Here is a 17265-nt window from a genome sequence, read left to right on the forward strand (position 1 = left end):
GAGACCCCATGATCAAGACCCCATCCGACGCGGTGCTGATTCAGCCCGAAACCGTTAAGAAGCACGACCGTGGCGGCGGCGCGAGCACCACGCCGCTGGTGACGCGCGGCGTGGGCGCCACCGCGTTCATCACGGGCTACACCGAGTTCCAGGGCGGCGCGCAGATTCCCTTCCATCATCACAACTGCGAGGAAAGTGTGATGCTGGTCGAGGGCAACGCCATCTTCGACATCGACGGCGAAGAATTCCCGGTGAAGCCGCAGGACGTGACTTTCATCCCGCCCAACGTGCCGCATCGCTTCCGCAACGCCTCGACCACCGAGCCCATGAAGATCCTGTGGATCTACGGCTCGCAGGACGCCACCCGCACGCTGGTCGACAGCGGCGAAACCCGGCCGGTCGCGGCCGAGCACGCCAACTGATTCTTTCAGGATTTCTCCCATGAAATTTCTCGTTCTACCCGGTGACGGCATCGGCCCGGAAATCGGCCAGGCGGCCGTGCACGTGCTGCGGGCGGCCAACGCGCGCCATGGCCTGGCGCTGGACTTCGACTATCAGGACGTGGGCTTCGCCAGCCTGGAAAAGCACGGCACCACGCTGCGCGAAGAGGTACTGCAGGGCGCGCGCGCCTACGACGGCATCATCCTGGGCACGCAGTCGCACGCCGACTATCCGGCGCCCGGGCAGGGGGGGCGCAACATCTCGGGCGCGTTCCGCGTGGGCCTGGACCTGTACGCCAACGTGCGTCCGGCGCGCACGCGCCCCGGCATTCCGAGCAACATGCGCGAGGGCCGCACCATGGACCTGGTCATCATGCGCGAGGCCACCGAGGGCTTCTATCCCGATCGCAACATGAGCCGCGGCTGGGGCGAGATGATGCCGTCGCCGGACATGGCGCTGTCGGTGCGCAGGATCACGCGGCATTGCAGCGAGCGCATCGCGCGGCGCGCCTTCGAGCTGGCCGCCAAGCGCCGCGGAAAAGTGACCGCCATCCACAAGGCCAACAGCTTCCACATGACCGACGGCCTGTTCCTGGAGTGCGTGCGCAAGGTGGCCGCGGAGTTTCCGGGCGTCGCCCTGGACGACCTGCTGGTCGATGCGTCCACCGCCCATCTGGTGCGCCAGCCCGAGCGCTTCGACGTGCTGGTGGCCGAGAACTTCTACGGCGATATTCTTTCCGACCTGGCCAGCGAATTGTCGGGCAGCCTGGGGCTGGCGGGCTCCATCATGGCGGGCGACGACCTGTGCTGCGCGCAGGCGCAGCATGGCTCCGCACCCGACATCCAGGGCCAGGACAAGGCCAATCCGACCTCCATGATCCTGTCGGTGGCGATGCTGCTGGAGTGGCTGGGCGAGCGCCGGGGGCTGGACGCGTTCACGCGGGCGGGCCGCGCCATCCACACCGCGGTCGACCAGGTGCTGGACAACCCCGCCACGCGCACGCCGGACATCGGCGGGCGCATCGGCACCCAGGCTTTCGGCGGGGAAGTCGCGCGTCTTCTGTAGTCTTTTTCCCATCTTCAGGCGGCAGGGCGGCCGTCAGAGCCACCCGCCGTCCCTCTTCGAGGAGACCTCCATGATTTCCATATTTCGTGGCGCGGCGGCGAGTACTGCGGCGAGTGCGGCAGCCGGCGCGGCAGTGGCCGCCGCGTTGGGCCTGGCCGCGCCCGCGCTGGCCGGCAACGGTCCGTCCGGGTATCCCGCCCGGCCGGTCACCCTGGTGGTGCCCTTCGCGCCGGGCGGCGGCAGCGACAACATCGCCCGCTACATCGCCTCGCGCCTGGACGCCCGCATCGGCGGCACCGTCATCATCGAAAACCGCCCGGGGGCGGGAACCAACATCGGCAACGAGTACGTGTCGCGCGCCAAGCCCGACGGCTACACATTGCTGTTCGGCCAGGTGACGCTGTCCATCAATCCCTACGTGTATCCCACGCTGCGCTACGACACGGCCAAGGACTTCACGCCGATCGCGCAGATCGCCAGTTCGCCGACGGTGCTGCTGGTCAACCCGGCCACGGGCATCCAGGACGTGCAGGGGTTCGTGGCCTATGCGAAAGCGCATCCGGGGCAGACCAACTACGGATCGGGCGGCACGGGCACGTCGGTGCACCTGGCGGGCCATCTGTTCGGCTCGATCGCTAAGGTGGACCTGTCCCACGTGCCCTACAAGGGCAGCGGCCCCGCCATGGTGGACCTGATGGGCGGCCGCATCCAGGCCATGTTCGACACGGCGCCGTCGGCGCTGCCGCAGGTGGCGGGCGGCAAGGTGCGCGCGCTGGCGGTCAGCGGGCCGCGGCGGCTCCAGGGCTTGCCCGGCGTGCCCACGTTCGCCGAAGCGGGCTTTGGCTCGTTCGATGCGCCCGTCTGGTATGGGCTGATGGCGCCGGCCGGCGTGCCGCAGCCGGTGGTGGAATACCTGAACGCGCAGGTAAACCAGATCCTGGACGAGCCCGAGACCCGCCAGCGACTGGCCCAGCTGGGTTCGGTGCCGGTGCAAGGCAGTCCGCAGGCCTTCGGCGCCTTCATCGCGAAGGAGTCGGCGCGCTGGAAGGCGGTGGTGCAGAGCGCCGGGGTGAGGGTCGACTGAGACGCCCCTTGCTCGCGGTTTCCGGACAGGCCGGCCCGGGCGCGCGCTTGGTCGGTGGTGGGCATGTGGCTTGCTGAAGCGTGCGGTCACTAACCCCCCCCGACCCGAGGAACAGGCCACGATGAAGCACGATACTCCCAAGGAGGCGCCGCAGGACGCGCGCGATGGGCACCCGACCGTCCGCCAGAGCGCCCGCCGCGGCGCGGCCATCCCGGGCACCTGGGCGGCATGCGCCGTCGCGTCGGTCCTGGTGCTGGGCGCCTGCGCGTCCGCTCCCGACAAGCCGTCGCCCGCCGCCGATGCCGTGTCCAAGGCCAGCGCCGCCGTGCGCGCCGATGACGACATGAAGGCCGTGCTGGACGCCTACGCCGCGATGGATCCGAAGGCGATCGAGAAGATCACGCCGCAGCAGGCGCGCAAGCAGCCCACCTTCGCCGATGCCGTGCGCGCGGTGCTGACGCAGCAGGGCCGCGACGCCGACCCCGCCGCGCCGACGCCGGGGGTGACCACGCGCGACAGCTCCGTGCAGGGCGCGTCGGGCCGGTTGCCGGCGCGCATCTACACGCCCAAGGGCAAAGGGCCGTTTCCGGTCATCGTGTACTACCACGGCGGCGGCTGGGTGATCGCGGACAAGCAGGTCTACGATGCCGGCGCGCGCGGCCTGGCCGAGCATGCCAATGCCATCGTCGTGTCGGTGGACTACCGGCGCGCGCCCGAGGCGAGGTTCCCGGCTGCCTGGGACGACGCGCTGGCCGCCTACAAGGCGGTGATGCGCAACGCCAAGCGCCTGAACGGCGATCCCAAGCGCGTGGCGCTGGCCGGCGAGAGCGCGGGCGGCAACCTGGCGGTGGCGACCGCGGTGGCCGCGCGCGACGCGGGCCTGCCCGCGCCGGCGCACGTGCTGGCGGTGTATCCGGTGGCGCAGACGGGCAGCATGAGCACCCCTTCGTACATCGAGAATGCCGTGGCCAGGCCGCTGAACCGCGCGATGATGGGGTGGTTCATGGAACACACCCTGTCCCGTCCGGAAGACAAGCAGGACACGCGCCTGGACCTGGTGCATGCCGACCTGCGCGGCCTGCCCGAGACCACCATCATCAATGCGCAACTGGATCCGCTGCGCAGCGATGGCGCCATGCTGGAGAAGGCGCTGCGCGATGCCGGCGTGTCCGTGCAGCGCCAGGACTACACGGGCGTGACGCACGAGTTCTTCGGCGGCGCGGCCGTGATCGAGAAGGCGCGCCAGGCCCAGGCGTATGCCGGCGAACGGCTGCGCGCTTCGTTCGGCAGCAGCGGTCCCGTGCCGGCGACGGGTAGATAAGCGGTCGTACGACCCGGGACGCCCGCCCCCCGGCGGCCTGGGCGGCCGGGGTATAACAAAGCATCGGCCCGGCGCCGGGCCGTATCAGGAGCCAGCCATACCTGACCTCGTGCAACTCCGCCCCGAAGGCCTGTATTGCCCCGCGGGCCACTTCTACATAGACCCCTGGCGTCCCGTGCAGACGGCAGTCATCACGCACGGCCATGGCGACCATGCCCGGTCCGGCATGGGCTGCTATCACACCAGTGCCGAGGGGCTGCCCATCCTGCAATGGCGGCTGGGCGAGCAGGACTACCGCGTGCATGCCTACGGCGAACCGTTCGTCCTGGGCGGCGCGCGCGTGTCGCTGCATCCGGCCGGCCACGTGCTGGGTTCGGCCCAGGTACGCATCGAGGCCGAGGGACAGGTATGGGTCGTGTCGGGCGACTACAAGCGGCAGCCCGATCCCACGTGCAGCCCGTTCGAGGTGGTGCCGTGCGACACCTTCATCACCGAGGCCACGTTCGGCCTGCCCATCTACCGCTGGCCCAGCGCCGCGGACGTGGCGCGCGACATCGCGCAGTGGCGCGACCACTGCGCCGCGCGCGGCGAGGCAGCCATTCTCTACTGCTACGCGCTGGGCAAGGCGCAGCGCGTGCTGGCCGAGCTGAAGCCATTTCTTGACCGGCCGGTGTACCTGCACGGCGCCATCGCCGCGGGCGTGGAGGTCTATCGGCAGGCGGGCATTCCCATGGCCGACACGCGCCTGGTCAGCGAGGCGGACGACGTGCCGGCGGGGTTCGCGGGCGAGCTTATCCTGGCGCCGCCCTCGGCCGCCGGCAGCGCGTGGCTGCGGCGCTTCCGCCGCGCCCAGCATGGTTTCGCATCGGGCTGGATGCGGCTGCGCGGCAATCGGCGCCGCCGCAACATGGACCGGGGTTTCGTGGTGTCGGACCACGCCGACTGGCCCGATCTGCTGCGGACCGTCCGCGAGACCGGCGCCACGCGCGTGATCGCCACTCATGGCGATACGCACGCGCTGGTCCGCATGCTGAACGACAACGGCGTGGCCGCCGAGACCCTGGTCACGCAATATGGCGACGAGGAGCAGGAAGGATGAAGCGATTCGCCGCGTTGTACCAGGACCTGGACCGCAGCACCGCCACGCTGGACAAGCGCGCGGCGCTGGTGGCGTATTTCCGCGACGCGCCGCCGCGCGATGCCGTGTGGGCGCTGTACCTGCTGGCGGGCGGCAAGATCACCAGCGCGCGCCGCAAGATCGCGGGCACGGGCGAGCTGCGCGCCTGGGTGTCGGAGACGTCCGGCACGCCGCCCTGGCTGGTGGACGCCAGCTACGACCAGGTCGGCGACCTGGCCGAGACGCTGGCGCTGCTGATGCCCGATCCCGAACATCCCGCGCCCGAGCGCGGCCTGGCCGACTGGATCGAAGAGGTGCTCGTGCCCGTCGCGAACCGCGACGAGGCCGAGCGCCGCGAGGTCATCGTGTCGGCCTGGCGGGGCCTGCCGTTCGCCGAGCGGCTGGTGTTCAACAAGCTGCTGACGGGCGCGCTGCGCGTGGGCGTGTCGCAGCGCATGGTGCAGCAGGCGCTGGCCGAGATGTCCGGCGTGCCCATCGCCCGCATCGCGCAGCGCATGCTGGGCACGTGGGCGCCCAGCCCGGCGTTCCTGCTGGCCCTGCTGAGCACCGAAGAATTGCCGGGCGACCGGCAACAGCCGTATCCCTTCTTCCTGGCCTCGCCGCTGGAGAACGACCCGGCAAGCCTGGGCCCCATCGAGGACTGGCAGCTGGAATGGAAATGGGACGGCATCCGCGCGCAGCTGATCCGCCGCCATGGCGAGGTGGCGCTGTGGTCGCGTGGCGAGGAGCGCCTGGACGGCCGCTTTCCCGAGGTCGAGGCCGCCGCATCGGCCCTGGGCGTGGACTGCGTGGTGGATGGCGAGCTGCTGGCCTGGGAAGACAACGGGACGGAGCCCATGCCGTTCTCCGCCTTGCAGACGCGCATCCAGCGCCTGAAGCCCGGACCCAAATGGCTGGCCGAGGCGCCCGTGCGCATGCTGGCCTATGACCTGCTGGAACTGCAGGGCGAGGACCTGCGCGAATTGCCGCAGTTCGAACGGCGCGCGCGGCTGCAGGACCTCCTGGCGCGGCATCCCGATCCGCGGCTGTGCCTGTCGCCCGTCGTCACGCCCGCCAGTTGGGAAGCGGCTGCCGCCCTGCGCGAGGAGTCGCGCGAACGCGGCGTGGAAGGCTTCATGCTCAAGCGCGCCAGCGCGCCCTACCAGAGCGGGCGGCGGCGCGGCGACTGGTGGAAATGGAAGATCGATCCGCTGACCATCGATGCGGTGCTGCTGTATGCGCAGGCCGGCCATGGGCGGCGAAGCACGCTGTACACCGACTACACCTTTGGCGTGTGGCAGGACGATGCGCTGGTGCCGGTGGCCAAGGCGTATTCGGGGCTGGACGACAAGGAGATCCTGGAATTGGACCGCTGGCTGCGCGCGCACACGCGCGAACGCTTCGGGCCGGTGCGGTCGGTGGAGCCCGTGCAGGTGTTCGAGCTGGGCTTCGAGGGCGTCAACATTTCCAAGCGGCACAAGTCCGGCGTGGCGGTGCGTTTCCCGCGCATCCTGCGCTGGCGGCGCGACAAGCCGGCCTCCGAGGCCGACCGTCTCGATGCCCTGAAGGCGCTGGCGCGATGAGGGCGCCGAAACGCGGCTGGGACGCCGCGCTGGCGGATTGGTTCACGGCGCGCGGCTGGAAGCCCGCGCCATTCCAGCGCGAGACCTGGCGCCGCTACCTGGCCGGGGAATCCGGCCTGCTGCACACGCCGACCGGCAGCGGCAAGACGCTGGCCGCGTTCGGTGGACCCTTGCTGCAGGCACTGGCCGATCCCGATGCGGCCGCGCCGTCGGCGGGGCAGGGGCCGCGCGTGCTGTGGGTGACGCCCTTGCGCGCATTGGCGGCCGACACCACGCAGGGGCTGACGCAGGTGTTGCAGGAGCTGGGCATGCCCTGGACGGTGGCCCTGCGCACCGGCGACGCCAGCGCGCGCGACAAGCGCCTGGCGCGGCAGGGCAAGGCCGACGTGCTGGTGATCACGCCCGAGTCGCTGGCGCTGCTGCTGTCGTATGCGGACGCATCGCAGCGCTTTCGCGCCCTGCGCGCCATCGTGGTCGACGAGTGGCACGAACTGCTGGGCAACAAGCGCGGCGTGCTGCTGCAGCTGTGCCTGGCGCGCGTGCGCAGGCTGTCGCCGGACACGCGCACCTGGGGCCTGTCGGCCACGCTGGGCAACCTGGAGGAAGCGCGCGCGGTGCTGTTGCCGCACGTGGAGCAGGCCGCGATGGTGTCGGGCGCGCCGCCGCGCAAGGTGACGGTGTCGACGATCCTGCCGCAACGCGGGCGGTCGCTGCCATGGGCCGGATACCTGGGCCTGTCGCAGCTGGGCGACGTGTTCGAGCGGCTGTTCCAGGTGCGCGCCAGCCTGCTGTTCACCAACACGCGCGCGCAGGCCGAGCTCTGGCATCGCGCGCTGGAATCGATCTGGCCTGAAGACTTGAGCACGCTGGCGCTGCATCATGGCTCGCTGGATCCCAAGTTGCGAGCCACGGTGGAGAACGGCCTGCGCGATGGCAGCGTGCGCTGCGTGGTGGCCACGTCCAGCCTTGACCTTGGCGTGGATTTCCCCGCGGTGGACCAGGTGCTGCAGATCGGCAGTCCCAAGGGCGTGGCGCGCCTCTTGCAGCGCGCGGGGCGCGCCAAGCACCGGCCGGGCGAGTCCGGCCACGTCATCTGCGTGCCGGCGCAGGCGCTGGAACTGATCGAATACGCGGCCGCCCGGCAGGCCATCGCGCGCGGCGAGATCGAATCGCGTCCGCCGCCGCGCGGCAGCCTGGACGTGCTGGCGCAGCACGCCGTCACGCTGGCGCTGGGCGGCGGCTTCACCGCGGAAGCCTTGTACGAAGAGGTGCGCGGCACGCATGCCTACGCGTCGCTGGATGCGGACACCTGGCTGGCCGTGCTGGACTTCATCGTGCAGGGCGGCAATGCCCTGGCGAACTATCCCGAGTTCCGCCGCGTGCAGCGCGACGAGGACGGCGTGTACCGCGTGCACGACCGCCGCATCGCGCTGCGCCACCGGCTGTCCATCGGCACCATCACGTCGGACGGCGCCGTGTCGGTGAAGTACCTGCGCGGCGGCGGGCTGGGCTCGGTGGAAGAGGGCTTCCTGGCGCGGCTGCGTCCGGGCGACCGCTTCCAGTTCGCGGGCCGCACGCTTCAATTGGTGCGGCTGGAAGGCATGACGGCGTACGTGCGGCGCGCCAAGGGCGGCGATGGCCCGGTGGCCACGTGGCAGGGCGGGCGCATGCCGCTGTCCACGCAGCTGGGACGCGAGGTGGAAGGCCTGTACGCGCATCCGGGCACGCATCCCGAGATGCGCGCCGTCGAGCCGTTGCTGCGCATCCAGGCCCAGGCCAGCGCGCTGCCCGACGCGGGCCGGCTGGTGGCCGAGCGCATCGCCACGCGGCGCGGCATGCACCTGTTCCTGTTTCCCTTCTCGGGCCGTGCCGTGCATGAAGGCATGGCCGCGATGATGGCGCTGCGCTGGGGGCGGATGCAGGCCAATACGTTTTCGTACACGGTGAACGACTACGGGCTGATGCTGACGCTGGCCGAGCCCGCCGAGCTGGACGAGGCTTTGCTGCGCCGCCTGCTGCGGCCCGACGGCATGGAGGACGACCTGCGCGACGGCGTGAACCTGGGCGAGCTGGCGCGCCGGCAGTTCCGCGAGATCGCCCGCGTGGCGGGCCTGCTGGTGCCTTCGATGCCGGGCCGCGAGGTGAAGTCGCTGCGCCAGGTGCAGGCGTCCAGCGGCCTGCTGTACGACGTGCTGCGCCGCTACGATCCCGATCATCTGCTGCTGGCGCAGGCCGAGCGCGAAGTGTTCGAGCTGCAGTTGGAGGCGCCGCGCCTGCTGGCCGCGCTGCGCGACTGCCAGTCGCGCACGCTGGCGCTGTGCGCGCCGCGCGCGCTGACGCCGCTGTCGTTCCCCCTGTGGACGGAAAGCCTGCGCGGGCAATTGAGCACCGAGACCTGGCAGGCGCGCGTGAAGCGCGCCGCCGAGCAACTGGAGAAGCGCTATGCCCGAGTCGCGGGATGACGCACTGGCGATGGCCCTGGGGGGCGAGACGATGGTGCTGCTGGGTGCCCGCGCGCTGTACTGGCCCGCGCGCGACCGGCTGATCATCGCCGACCTGCATCTCGGCAAGGAGCACGTGTTCCGCCAGGCCGGCATCGCCGTGCCCAGCGGCGCCACGCAGGACGACCTGCGACGGCTGTCCGACCTGGTCGCGGAGACCGCGGCGAAGGAGCTTTGGATCGTCGGCGACGTGCTGCATGGACCCTCCACGCAGGCGGCCTGGCGCGAGGCCTGGGCGGCATGGCGCCGGGCGCATGCCGCGCTGGACGTGGCGGCGTTGACCGGCAACCACGACCGTGCGCTGGACGGCGCGGACCTGGGCGTGCGCCAGCTGGGCGAGGCCTGGACCGACGGACCGTTCGTATTCCAGCACCTGCCCGAGCCGGATACGCAGGGTCGCCACGTGATCGCGGGCCACGTGCATCCCACCACGCGCGTGCCCGGCGTGCCGCGCAGCTGGCCGGTGTTCTGGCTGCGGCCGGGCATGACGGTGCTGCCGGCGTATTCGGCCTTCACGGGTGGGCACGCGGTCGAGGCCGGCAAGGAGCGGCTGGTGGCGTGCGTGGATGGGGCGGTTGTGGCGCTGGGGTGATGCGGCGCGGCGGTCGAGCGTGGGCGCGACGGGCGTGGGTTCGCCCGCGGCCGCCCGGTCGGTGGCGGACCATGCAGGCGTGTGCCGGGGCGGAGCCGCGGGACCGCGCAGCGACGTTGCACGGGACCGCGCGCATGCGGGACGCCGTTGCGCGGCGGGCCCGGATTCTGGGGCGCCGCGCACATGGCGGCGCAATACGATGGAGCCACCGCGTTGCGCGCCGCCATGCCGCGCCTGCCTGCCAGGATCTCCATGTTTTTCCTGAATCGCCATGCCGACCACGGCAAGCCGCTGGACCCCGCCGACCAGGACACGTTCGGCCCGCAAGCCGTGCGCCAGGCCGAGGCCCATGCCCGCGCACGCCCCGGCTATGCCGAAACGCCGCTGGTCAGCCTGGACGCGCTCGCACGCGAGCAAGGCGTGGCGGGGCTCCTGCTGAAGGACGAGTCCACCCGCTTCGGCCTGGGCAGCTTCAAGGCCCTGGGCGGCGCCTACGCGGTGACGCGGCTGGTGCTGGAGGCAGGCTCGCAGGCCTTGAAGCGGCCGCTGGACGTCGATGACCTGCGCGATCCCGCCGTGCAGGTCGTCGCACGCGGCGTCGTCGTGGCCTGCGCCACCGACGGCAACCACGGCCGCTCGGTGGCGCAGGGCGCGCAATGGGTAGGGGCGAAAGCTGTGATCTTCGTGCATGCCGGCGTCAGCCAGGCCCGCATCGACGCCATCGCGGCATTCGGGGCCGAGATCGTGCGCGTGGACGGCAACTACGACGATTCGGTGGAGCGGGCCGCCGCCGTCAGCCAGGAACGCGGCTGGACGGTGCTCTCGGATACGTCCTGGCCCGGCTACGAGCGCATTCCCGCCATGGTGATGCAGGGCTACACCACCTTGCTGGCCGAGGCGGGACGCCGCATGCCCACTCCGCCCACGCACGTCTTCGTGCAGGCCGGCGTGGGCGGCATCGCCGCGGCGGCGGCCGCCTGGTTCAGCCTTGCGCACGGCGCGCGACGGCCGCGCTTCGTGGTGGTCGAGCCGGCCCGAGCGGCCTGCCTGTACGACAGCGCGCGCGCGGGCGTGCGCACCCGCATCGCGGCGGGCGATCCGACCGTCATGGCGATGCTGGAGTGCTACGAGCCATCGCTGGTGGCCTGGCGCATCCTCACGCGCGCGGCGGATGCCTACCTGACCGTGGACGATGACCAGGCCGTTGCCGCGATGCGAAGGCTGGCCGATCCCTTGCCCGGCGATCCCGCCATCGTGGCGGGCGAGAGCGGCGCGGCGGGACTGGCGGGGTTCCTCGCGGCGGCGCAAGATACGGGCATGCGGGCGGCGCTGGGCATCGACGCGCAATCCCGTATCCTGGCCATCAACACCGAAGGCGCGACCGATCCCGCGCTGTACGCGCGCCTGGTGGGCCGCACGCCGCGACAAGTGCTGGCGGGCCGCCGGCCGCCTTCGCAAGCCTAGAGACCCCATGGACCTGGACGCCTACGACCGCAAGATCCTCGACCTGCTGCAGGACGACAACCGCATTTCGCAGCGGCAGCTGGCCGAGCGCGTGAACCTGTCGTCCTCGGCGGTCAACCGCCGCATCGCCAACCTGGAAGCCAGCGGCGTCATCCGCGGCAACGTCAGCGTGGTCGATCCCGCCCGCGCCGGCCGGCCCATCACGGTGATGGCCGAGGTGAAGATCGAGAACGAGCGCATGGACCTGCTGGACGAGGCCACGCAACGCTTCGCGAAGTGCCCGCAGGTGCAGCAGGTGTACTACGTCACCGGCGACTTCGACTTCCTGCTGGTGCTGAACGTGCGCGACATGGACGAGTACCAGCGCCTGACGCGCGAGCTGTTCTTCGAGGCCGGCAACGTGAAGACCTTCAAGACGCTGGTGGCGATGGGCGTGGCCAAGGCGACGCTGAAAGTGCCGCTGGCGCCGTAGGACCCCGCCAACGCGGATGGGCGCGCGGGAAGGCTGCGCGCAGCCGCGCCGGCCAGGCGCAGTGTATGGCGCGCGCGTGCCGCATGCCGTGGCGCTATTGCCGCCTGGAAATGCGTTCGCGACATGGTTGCTGAACCTGCGCCGCCCTGCATTGTCCGTTTCGGATCGCGCCGGCAGCGGGCCGGCGCCCCTACAGGAGCCGCAAGCATGATCACTCCCCGATCCATCCGACAGGCCGCGCTGGCCACCGGCGCGTGCGCCGTGGCCGCCTCCGCCTTCGCCGCCGACGTGCCCGACTACGGTCCGAACCTGGAGCGTTTCGACTATCCGCACGAGGTCAAGCGCTTCGGCCTGGATACCCAGGGCCGGAAGCTGGAGATGGCCTACATGGACGTGGCGGCGGCCGAGCCCAACGGCAGGACCGTGGTGCTGATGCACGGCAAGAACTTCTGCGGCGCCACCTGGGAAGGCACGATCGAGGTGCTGAGCGGCGCGGGCTACCGCGTGGTGGTACCCGACCAGATCGGCTTCTGCAAGTCCGACAAGCCGGCTTCCTACCAGTACACCTTCCACCAGTTGGCGGCCAACACGCATGCGCTGCTGGAGCACCTGGACGTGCGGCGCGCCACGGTGATGGGCCATTCGATGGGCGGCATGCTGGCCACGCGCTATGCGCTGATGTACGGCAAGGAGACCGACGGGCTGGTGCTGGTCAATCCCATCGGCCTGGAAGACTGGAAGCAGCGTGGGGTGCCGTACCGCACCGTGGACCAGTGGTATGCAGGCGAGCAGAAGACCAGCTTCGAGGGCATGAAGAAGTACCAGCAGGGCACGTACTACGCGGGCCAGTGGCGGCCCGAGTACGACAAGTGGGTGCTGATGGCGGCGGGCATGCTGCGCGACCCCGAGGGCCGCAAGCGCGTGGCCTGGAGCCAGGCGCTGACCTACGACATGATCTACACGCAGCCGGTGGTGCACGAGTTCCGCGACGTGGCCGTGCCCGCCACGCTGCTGATCGGCGAGCGCGACAACACGGCGCCGGGCAAGGACGCCGCGCCGCCCGAGGTGGCCCGGCGCCTGGGCAACTACGCGCGGCTGGGACCGGAGGCGGCGCGCGCCATTCCGGGCGCCAAGCTGGTAGCCTTTCCCGAACTGGGCCATTCGCCGCAGATCCAGGACCCGGAGCGCTTCCACGAGGCGCTGCTGGAATCGCTGGACGACATGGCCGCGCGCGGCAAGCGCTGAGAACTACCGATAAAAGCGAGCAGACGGCCACATGAGCCATCGCGCGGCCGATGCTGCGCCTGCAGCCCGATCCCGGCATGCCGCGCCCGCGCCGGACTCCAACGGCCCCTCGTATCCGGGGCGCGTCCTGGATCGAGCGAGGCTACATCGGCTCCAGCCCGGCGCCCTTGACTACGTCGGCGTACTTCTTCATTTCGCTGCGGAAGTACGCAGCGGTCCGGTCGGGCGGCATCAGCAGGATGGTGTTGCCCTGCGTCGCCATGGCCGTCTTCACGTCGGGCGCGGCGAAGGCCTTCTTCAGGGCCTCGTACACCCGTTGCGTCACGTCTGGCGGCAGCCTGGCAGGCCCGGCGGCCGCGAACCAGCCGCCGATCTCGTACGCGGGCATGCCCTGCTCGCGCAGGGTGGGAAGGTCGGGCAGGCCCGCCATGCGCGACGCGCCACAGGCGCCGATGGCGACCAGCGCGCCGCTCTGGAGGTGCGGCAGCACCGAGGGCAGCGACAGCACGCCCAGGTCGACCTGCCCGCCGATCAGGTCCGTCATCATCGGGCCCACGCCCTTGTACGGAATGTGGCGCACGCGCACGCCGGCCTGCTGCAGATACATCTCGGCGGCCAATTGCAGGATGGTGCCGTTGCCTGACGATGCGTAGTTGTAGCTGTCCGGCGCCTTCTTCAGCTCGGCCGCCAATGCTCGGGCGTCGCGTGCCGCCAGCTTGCGCGGATTGACCACCAGCAGGAACGGCGTCATGCCCACCATGCTGATGGGCGTGATGTCGGCGATGGGGTCGAAGGGCAGCGAACGGTACACGCTGGGAAAGATCACGTGGTTGTTCGACAGCATGCCCAGCGTGTCGCCGTCGGGCAGCGCGCGCACCAGCGCCGAGGTGCCCACGATGCCGCCCGCGCCGGGCTGGTTCTCGACCACCACGGTGCGGCCCAGCGCGGCCGACAGCGCCGGGCCGGCCGAGCGCGTGATGGTGTCCACGCCCGATCCCACGCCAACCGGCAGGATGAATTTGATCGGGCGGTCGCCCTGGGCCCGCAGCAGCCCGGGCGCGGCCAGCGCGGTGGCGCCTAGTGCCGCGGCGCCCAGCAGCCTGCGGCGGGTGCGGCCCGCATTCGGCATGTCCATGTCCTCGTCTCCTCGTTGTTATGGGTACTACCTTGCGGCGCCGTGCTCAGCGGATCGTGCCGCGCGCCTGCATGTGCTCGATCTCGGTTTCCGTATAGCCCAATCCGCGCAACAGCGGCGCCGTGTGCGCGCCCAGGCCCGGCGGGTCGCTACGTACGCCCAGCCGCGCGCCGTCCATCAGCAGTGGGAACAGCGCGGTGCCCACGGTCTGTCCGGCCCTGTCGCCGTCGGGCAGGCGGATGTCCGCCAGGCCGCCGGTGGCGCGCAGGTGCGGGTCGTCGTACAGCGCCTCGGGCTTGGTGATGGGCGCATAGGGCAGGCCGGCCGCCTCGAAACGCTGTGCCAGCTCCGCGGCGTCGTATTCCGCCAGCCGCGCGCGCAGGTCGGGCAGCAGCGTGGGTCGGGCGCGCACGCGGGCATTGTTGGTGGCCAGCGCCGGATCGGATTTCAGGTCGGCGAAGCCGAAGGCGTCGCAGAACGTATTCCACTGCGCATCGCTGACCGCCGCCAGGAAGATCTGCTCGCCGTCCTTCACCGTGAACACGTCGTACAGCGCCCAGGCCGAGACGCGGTCCGGCATGGGCGCCGAAGGCTGGCCGGTGATGGCGTACTGCAGCATGTGCTGGCCGACCAGGAAGACGTTGTTCTCGAACAGCGCCGACTGCACCTCCTGGCCGCGCCCGGTGATGCCGCGCTGGATCAGGGCGGCCAGGGCGCCGATGGCGCCGAACATGCCGCCCATGATGTCGTTGACGCTGGTGCCGGCGCGCAGCGGATCGCCGGGGCGGCCGGTCATGTAGGCCAACCCGCCCATCATCTGCACCACCTCGTCCAGCGCCGTGCGCAGCGCATAGGGACCGGGCAGGAAGCCCTTGTGGCTGACGTAGATCAGCTTGGGATTGCGCGCGGACAGGCTGGCGTAGTCCAGGCCATACCTGGCCATGGTGCCGGGCCGGAAGTTCTCGGCCACCACGTCGGCGGTGGCCGCCAGCCGGCGCGCGGCCTCGGCCCCTTCCACGCTCTGGATGTCCAGCGCGATGCTCTGCTTGTTGCGGTTGAACATGGGGAAGAAGCCCGCGCCCACGCCCAGCAGGTGGCGCGTGCGGTCGCCCTGCACGGGCTCCACCTTGATGACTTCCGCGCCCAGGTCGGCCAGCACCATGCCGCAGGTGGGACCCATCACCATGTGGGTGAACTCGACCACGCGCAGGCCGGCCAGGGGCAGGGGGCGTGACGGCGAGGAATCAGTGGCGGCGGTCATGCGGGAATCTCCGGTTCGATGGGGCGGGGCAGGCCGGCGCGCCACAGCGAACCGTGCATCGGTGTGTCGCCCAGCCAGGATTGCAGCTCGGCGCGCAGCGCCAGCAGGGCGGCGGCGTCCTGGCCGGTGCTTACGCCCATGCTGTGCAGCATGTGGACGAGGTCTTCGGTGGCGGCGTTGCCACTGGCGCCGGGAGCGTACGGACAGCCGCCGATGCCGCCCAGCGAGGCGTCGAAGCGGTTCACGCCCGCCTGCAGCGCGGCCAGCACATTGGCCAGCGCCAGGCCTCGCGTGTCGTGGAAGTGCGCGCAGCACAGCCGCTCGCCGGCGATGGCGCGGGCGTGCTCGAACAGGCGGTGCACGGACGCCGGATCGGCCTGTCCCACGGTGTCGGCCAGGCTGACGCGGTCGGCGCCGGCGTCCAGCAGCGCCTGCATCAGCCGCAGCACTTCCTCGGGCGCGACGCGGCCCTGCAAGGTACAGCCGAAGGCCGTCCCCACGCCGCCCTCGATCAATGCGCGCGAACCGCCGGCATCGCGCATGGCGCGTATCCGCGCGACCATGGCCACTACTTCGTCAGGCGTCCTGCGCAGGTTGGCCAGGCTATGTGCATGGCTGGCCGACAGCGGCACCAGCATCAGGTGCGCGTCCGAAGCCAGCGCGCGCTCGGCGCCTTTCTCGTTGGGCACCAGCACCGACACGGACAGGCCGGGCAGGGTGCGGGCATAGGCCACCAGCGTCTCGGTGTCCGCCATCTGCGGCAGCAGGCGCGGCGGCACGAACGAGCCAACCTCGATCTCGCGCTGGCCGGCTTCATAGGCCGCGCGGATCCAGCGCTGCTTCGACTCGGTGGGCAGTACCTGCGGCACGCTTTGCAGCCCGTCGCGCAGGCCGACTTCCCGCACGATGGCGCTTGGAGGAAGCACGAAAGACATGAAACGATCCTATCCAGGGCGATCGGAACATCCAGTTTTAGATATTCTGGTTCGTGCTACAAGTGCAATTTCGGAACGTGTGAAGTTCCCATCTGGAATATCTGGAGCCGCGCATGCGCGACCTCGACATGACGACGCTGCGGCTCTACGTGGCGGTATGCGACACCGGCAACATCGCCCGCGCGGCCGAACGCGCCAACATCGTGGGCTCGGCCATCAGCAAGCGCCTGGCGCAACTGGAGGAGACCGTGGGCACGCCGTTGCTGGTGCGCGAACGGCGCGGGGTCAGTCCCACCGCGGCGGGCGAGACCCTGCTGGAACACGCGCGCGCCATCCTGGCCAGTTCGGCGCGTGTCGAGCGCGACATGGCGGCCTACGCCCGCGGCGTCCAGGGTCAGGTGCGGGTGCTGGCCACGGCGTCGGTGCTGGCCGAGTCGCTGGCCGAGGACATCGCCGCGTTCCTGCAGGCGCCGGCGCACGGCAGCATCCGCGTGGACATGGAAGAACGCGTCAGCCAGGACGTGGTGCGCGACGTGCGCGAAGGCATCGCGGCGCTGGGCATCTGCTGGGATGCGGCGGATTTTCGCGACCTGCATACGAGGCCGTATCGCGGCGACCGGCTGGCCGTGGTGACGCACGCGGGCCACCCGCTGGCGCGGCGCAGGCGCGTGCGTTTCGAGGACACGCTGGACTACGAACACGTGAACATGCCCGCGGCCAGCGCCGTGCTGCGCATGCTGCAGGAAGCCGCCGGCCGCTGCGGCAAGCCCCTGCGGCACCGCGTGACGGTCAGCAATTTCGATTCGGCCTTCAGGGTGGTGCTGGCGGGGCTGGCGATCAGCGTGGCGCCCGCCGAGGTGGCCACGCCTTATGCGATGGCGCATGGCCTGCGGGTGCTGCCGTTAACCGACGCGTGGAGCCGCCGGCGCTTCGCCATCTGCATGCGCGACGAGCAGTCGTTGCCCGCCGCGGCAAGGCTGCTGCTGGACCATCTGGTGTCGGTGGGCGCCGACGATGCGGCCATGCGCTGACGCCTTCCAGGTATCCGG

15 protein-coding genes are annotated in these 17265 nt (G+C 70.8%); 12 read left to right on the forward strand and 3 right to left on the reverse strand.

Annotated elements, in window-relative coordinates; all coding sequences use genetic code 11:
* Positions 1 to 8: 8 nt before the first annotated feature.
* From FS845_RS04050 to FS845_RS04100, 11 genes are all read left to right on the forward strand, one after another.
* Positions 9 to 422 (forward strand): cupin domain-containing protein, encoded by a 414-nt coding sequence (locus FS845_RS04050; protein ID WP_144630825.1) that lies wholly within the window; start codon positions 9 to 11, stop codon positions 420 to 422.
* A gap of 19 nt (positions 423 to 441) precedes the next feature.
* Positions 442 to 1506 (forward strand): isocitrate/isopropylmalate dehydrogenase family protein, encoded by a 1065-nt coding sequence (locus tag FS845_RS04055; RefSeq protein ID WP_144630826.1) that lies wholly within the window; start codon positions 442 to 444, stop codon positions 1504 to 1506.
* A 70-nt stretch (positions 1507 to 1576) separates the two neighbouring features.
* Complete coding sequence (locus FS845_RS04060; protein WP_144630827.1) at positions 1577 to 2590, forward strand: Bug family tripartite tricarboxylate transporter substrate binding protein; 1014 nt, start codon at positions 1577 to 1579, stop codon at positions 2588 to 2590.
* Between the two features lie 121 nt (positions 2591 to 2711).
* The gene (locus FS845_RS04065) at positions 2712 to 3911 is read left to right on the forward strand and encodes an alpha/beta hydrolase (RefSeq protein ID WP_144630828.1); all 1200 of its coding nucleotides are present in this window, start codon (positions 2712 to 2714) and stop codon (positions 3909 to 3911) included.
* A gap of 97 nt (positions 3912 to 4008) precedes the next feature.
* Positions 4009 to 5010: a ligase-associated DNA damage response exonuclease gene (locus tag FS845_RS04070; protein WP_222129970.1), complete on the forward strand. Its 1002-nt coding sequence runs from the start codon at positions 4009 to 4011 to the stop codon at positions 5008 to 5010.
* On the forward strand, positions 5007 to 6611 hold the full coding sequence (locus FS845_RS04075; RefSeq protein ID WP_144630830.1) for an ATP-dependent DNA ligase: 1605 nt from the start codon (positions 5007 to 5009) through the stop codon (positions 6609 to 6611). The genes FS845_RS04070 and FS845_RS04075 overlap by 4 nt, the downstream gene beginning before the upstream one ends.
* Positions 6608 to 9073 carry a ligase-associated DNA damage response DEXH box helicase gene (locus tag FS845_RS04080; protein ID WP_144630831.1) on the forward strand — a complete coding sequence of 822 codons (2466 nt, stop codon included), beginning with the start codon at positions 6608 to 6610 and terminating at the stop codon, positions 9071 to 9073. Before FS845_RS04075 ends, FS845_RS04080 begins: the two co-directional genes overlap by 4 nt.
* Positions 9054 to 9704 (forward strand): ligase-associated DNA damage response endonuclease PdeM, encoded by a 651-nt coding sequence (pdeM, locus tag FS845_RS04085; protein WP_144630832.1) that lies wholly within the window; start codon positions 9054 to 9056, stop codon positions 9702 to 9704. Before FS845_RS04080 ends, pdeM begins: the two co-directional genes overlap by 20 nt.
* 252 nt (positions 9705 to 9956) lie before the next feature.
* Positions 9957 to 11168 (forward strand): diaminopropionate ammonia-lyase, encoded by a 1212-nt coding sequence (locus tag FS845_RS04090; protein WP_144630833.1) that lies wholly within the window; start codon positions 9957 to 9959, stop codon positions 11166 to 11168.
* Positions 11169 to 11175: 7 nt separating this feature from the next.
* Complete coding sequence (locus tag FS845_RS04095; protein ID WP_144630834.1) at positions 11176 to 11640, forward strand: Lrp/AsnC family transcriptional regulator; 465 nt, start codon at positions 11176 to 11178, stop codon at positions 11638 to 11640.
* 207 nt (positions 11641 to 11847) lie between these two features.
* The gene (locus FS845_RS04100) at positions 11848 to 12885 is read left to right on the forward strand and encodes an alpha/beta fold hydrolase (protein ID WP_144630835.1); all 1038 of its coding nucleotides are present in this window, start codon (positions 11848 to 11850) and stop codon (positions 12883 to 12885) included.
* Positions 12886 to 13027: 142 nt separating this feature from the next.
* Here the strand turns inward: FS845_RS04100 and FS845_RS04105 are convergent, their stop codons facing one another.
* Genes FS845_RS04105 through FS845_RS04115 form a run of 3 tightly spaced genes read right to left on the reverse strand, consistent with a single transcriptional unit; the run spans position 13028 to position 16216 of the window.
* Positions 13028 to 14020, reverse strand: a complete 993-nt coding sequence (locus FS845_RS04105) for a tripartite tricarboxylate transporter substrate-binding protein (RefSeq protein WP_260986136.1) — start codon at positions 14018 to 14020, stop codon at positions 13028 to 13030.
* 46 nt (positions 14021 to 14066) lie between these two features.
* Entirely contained in the window at positions 14067 to 15281 is a 1215-nt protein-coding gene (locus tag FS845_RS04110) for a CaiB/BaiF CoA transferase family protein (RefSeq protein ID WP_144630836.1), read from the reverse strand.
* The gene (locus FS845_RS04115) at positions 15278 to 16216 is read right to left on the reverse strand and encodes a hydroxymethylglutaryl-CoA lyase (RefSeq protein ID WP_144630837.1); all 939 of its coding nucleotides are present in this window, start codon (positions 16214 to 16216) and stop codon (positions 15278 to 15280) included. The genes FS845_RS04110 and FS845_RS04115 overlap by 4 nt, the downstream gene beginning before the upstream one ends.
* 113 nt (positions 16217 to 16329) lie before the next feature.
* Here FS845_RS04115 and FS845_RS04120 point away from each other — a divergent pair, with 113 nt between their 5' ends.
* Positions 16330 to 17247, forward strand: coding sequence for a LysR family transcriptional regulator (locus FS845_RS04120; protein WP_144630838.1), 918 nt, complete (start codon positions 16330 to 16332; stop codon positions 17245 to 17247).
* Positions 17248 to 17265: the final 18 nt, after the last annotated feature.

It is taken from the genome of Bordetella genomosp. 13 (assembly GCF_007679965.1).
GTDB lineage: Bacteria > Pseudomonadota > Gammaproteobacteria > Burkholderiales > Burkholderiaceae_B > Bordetella.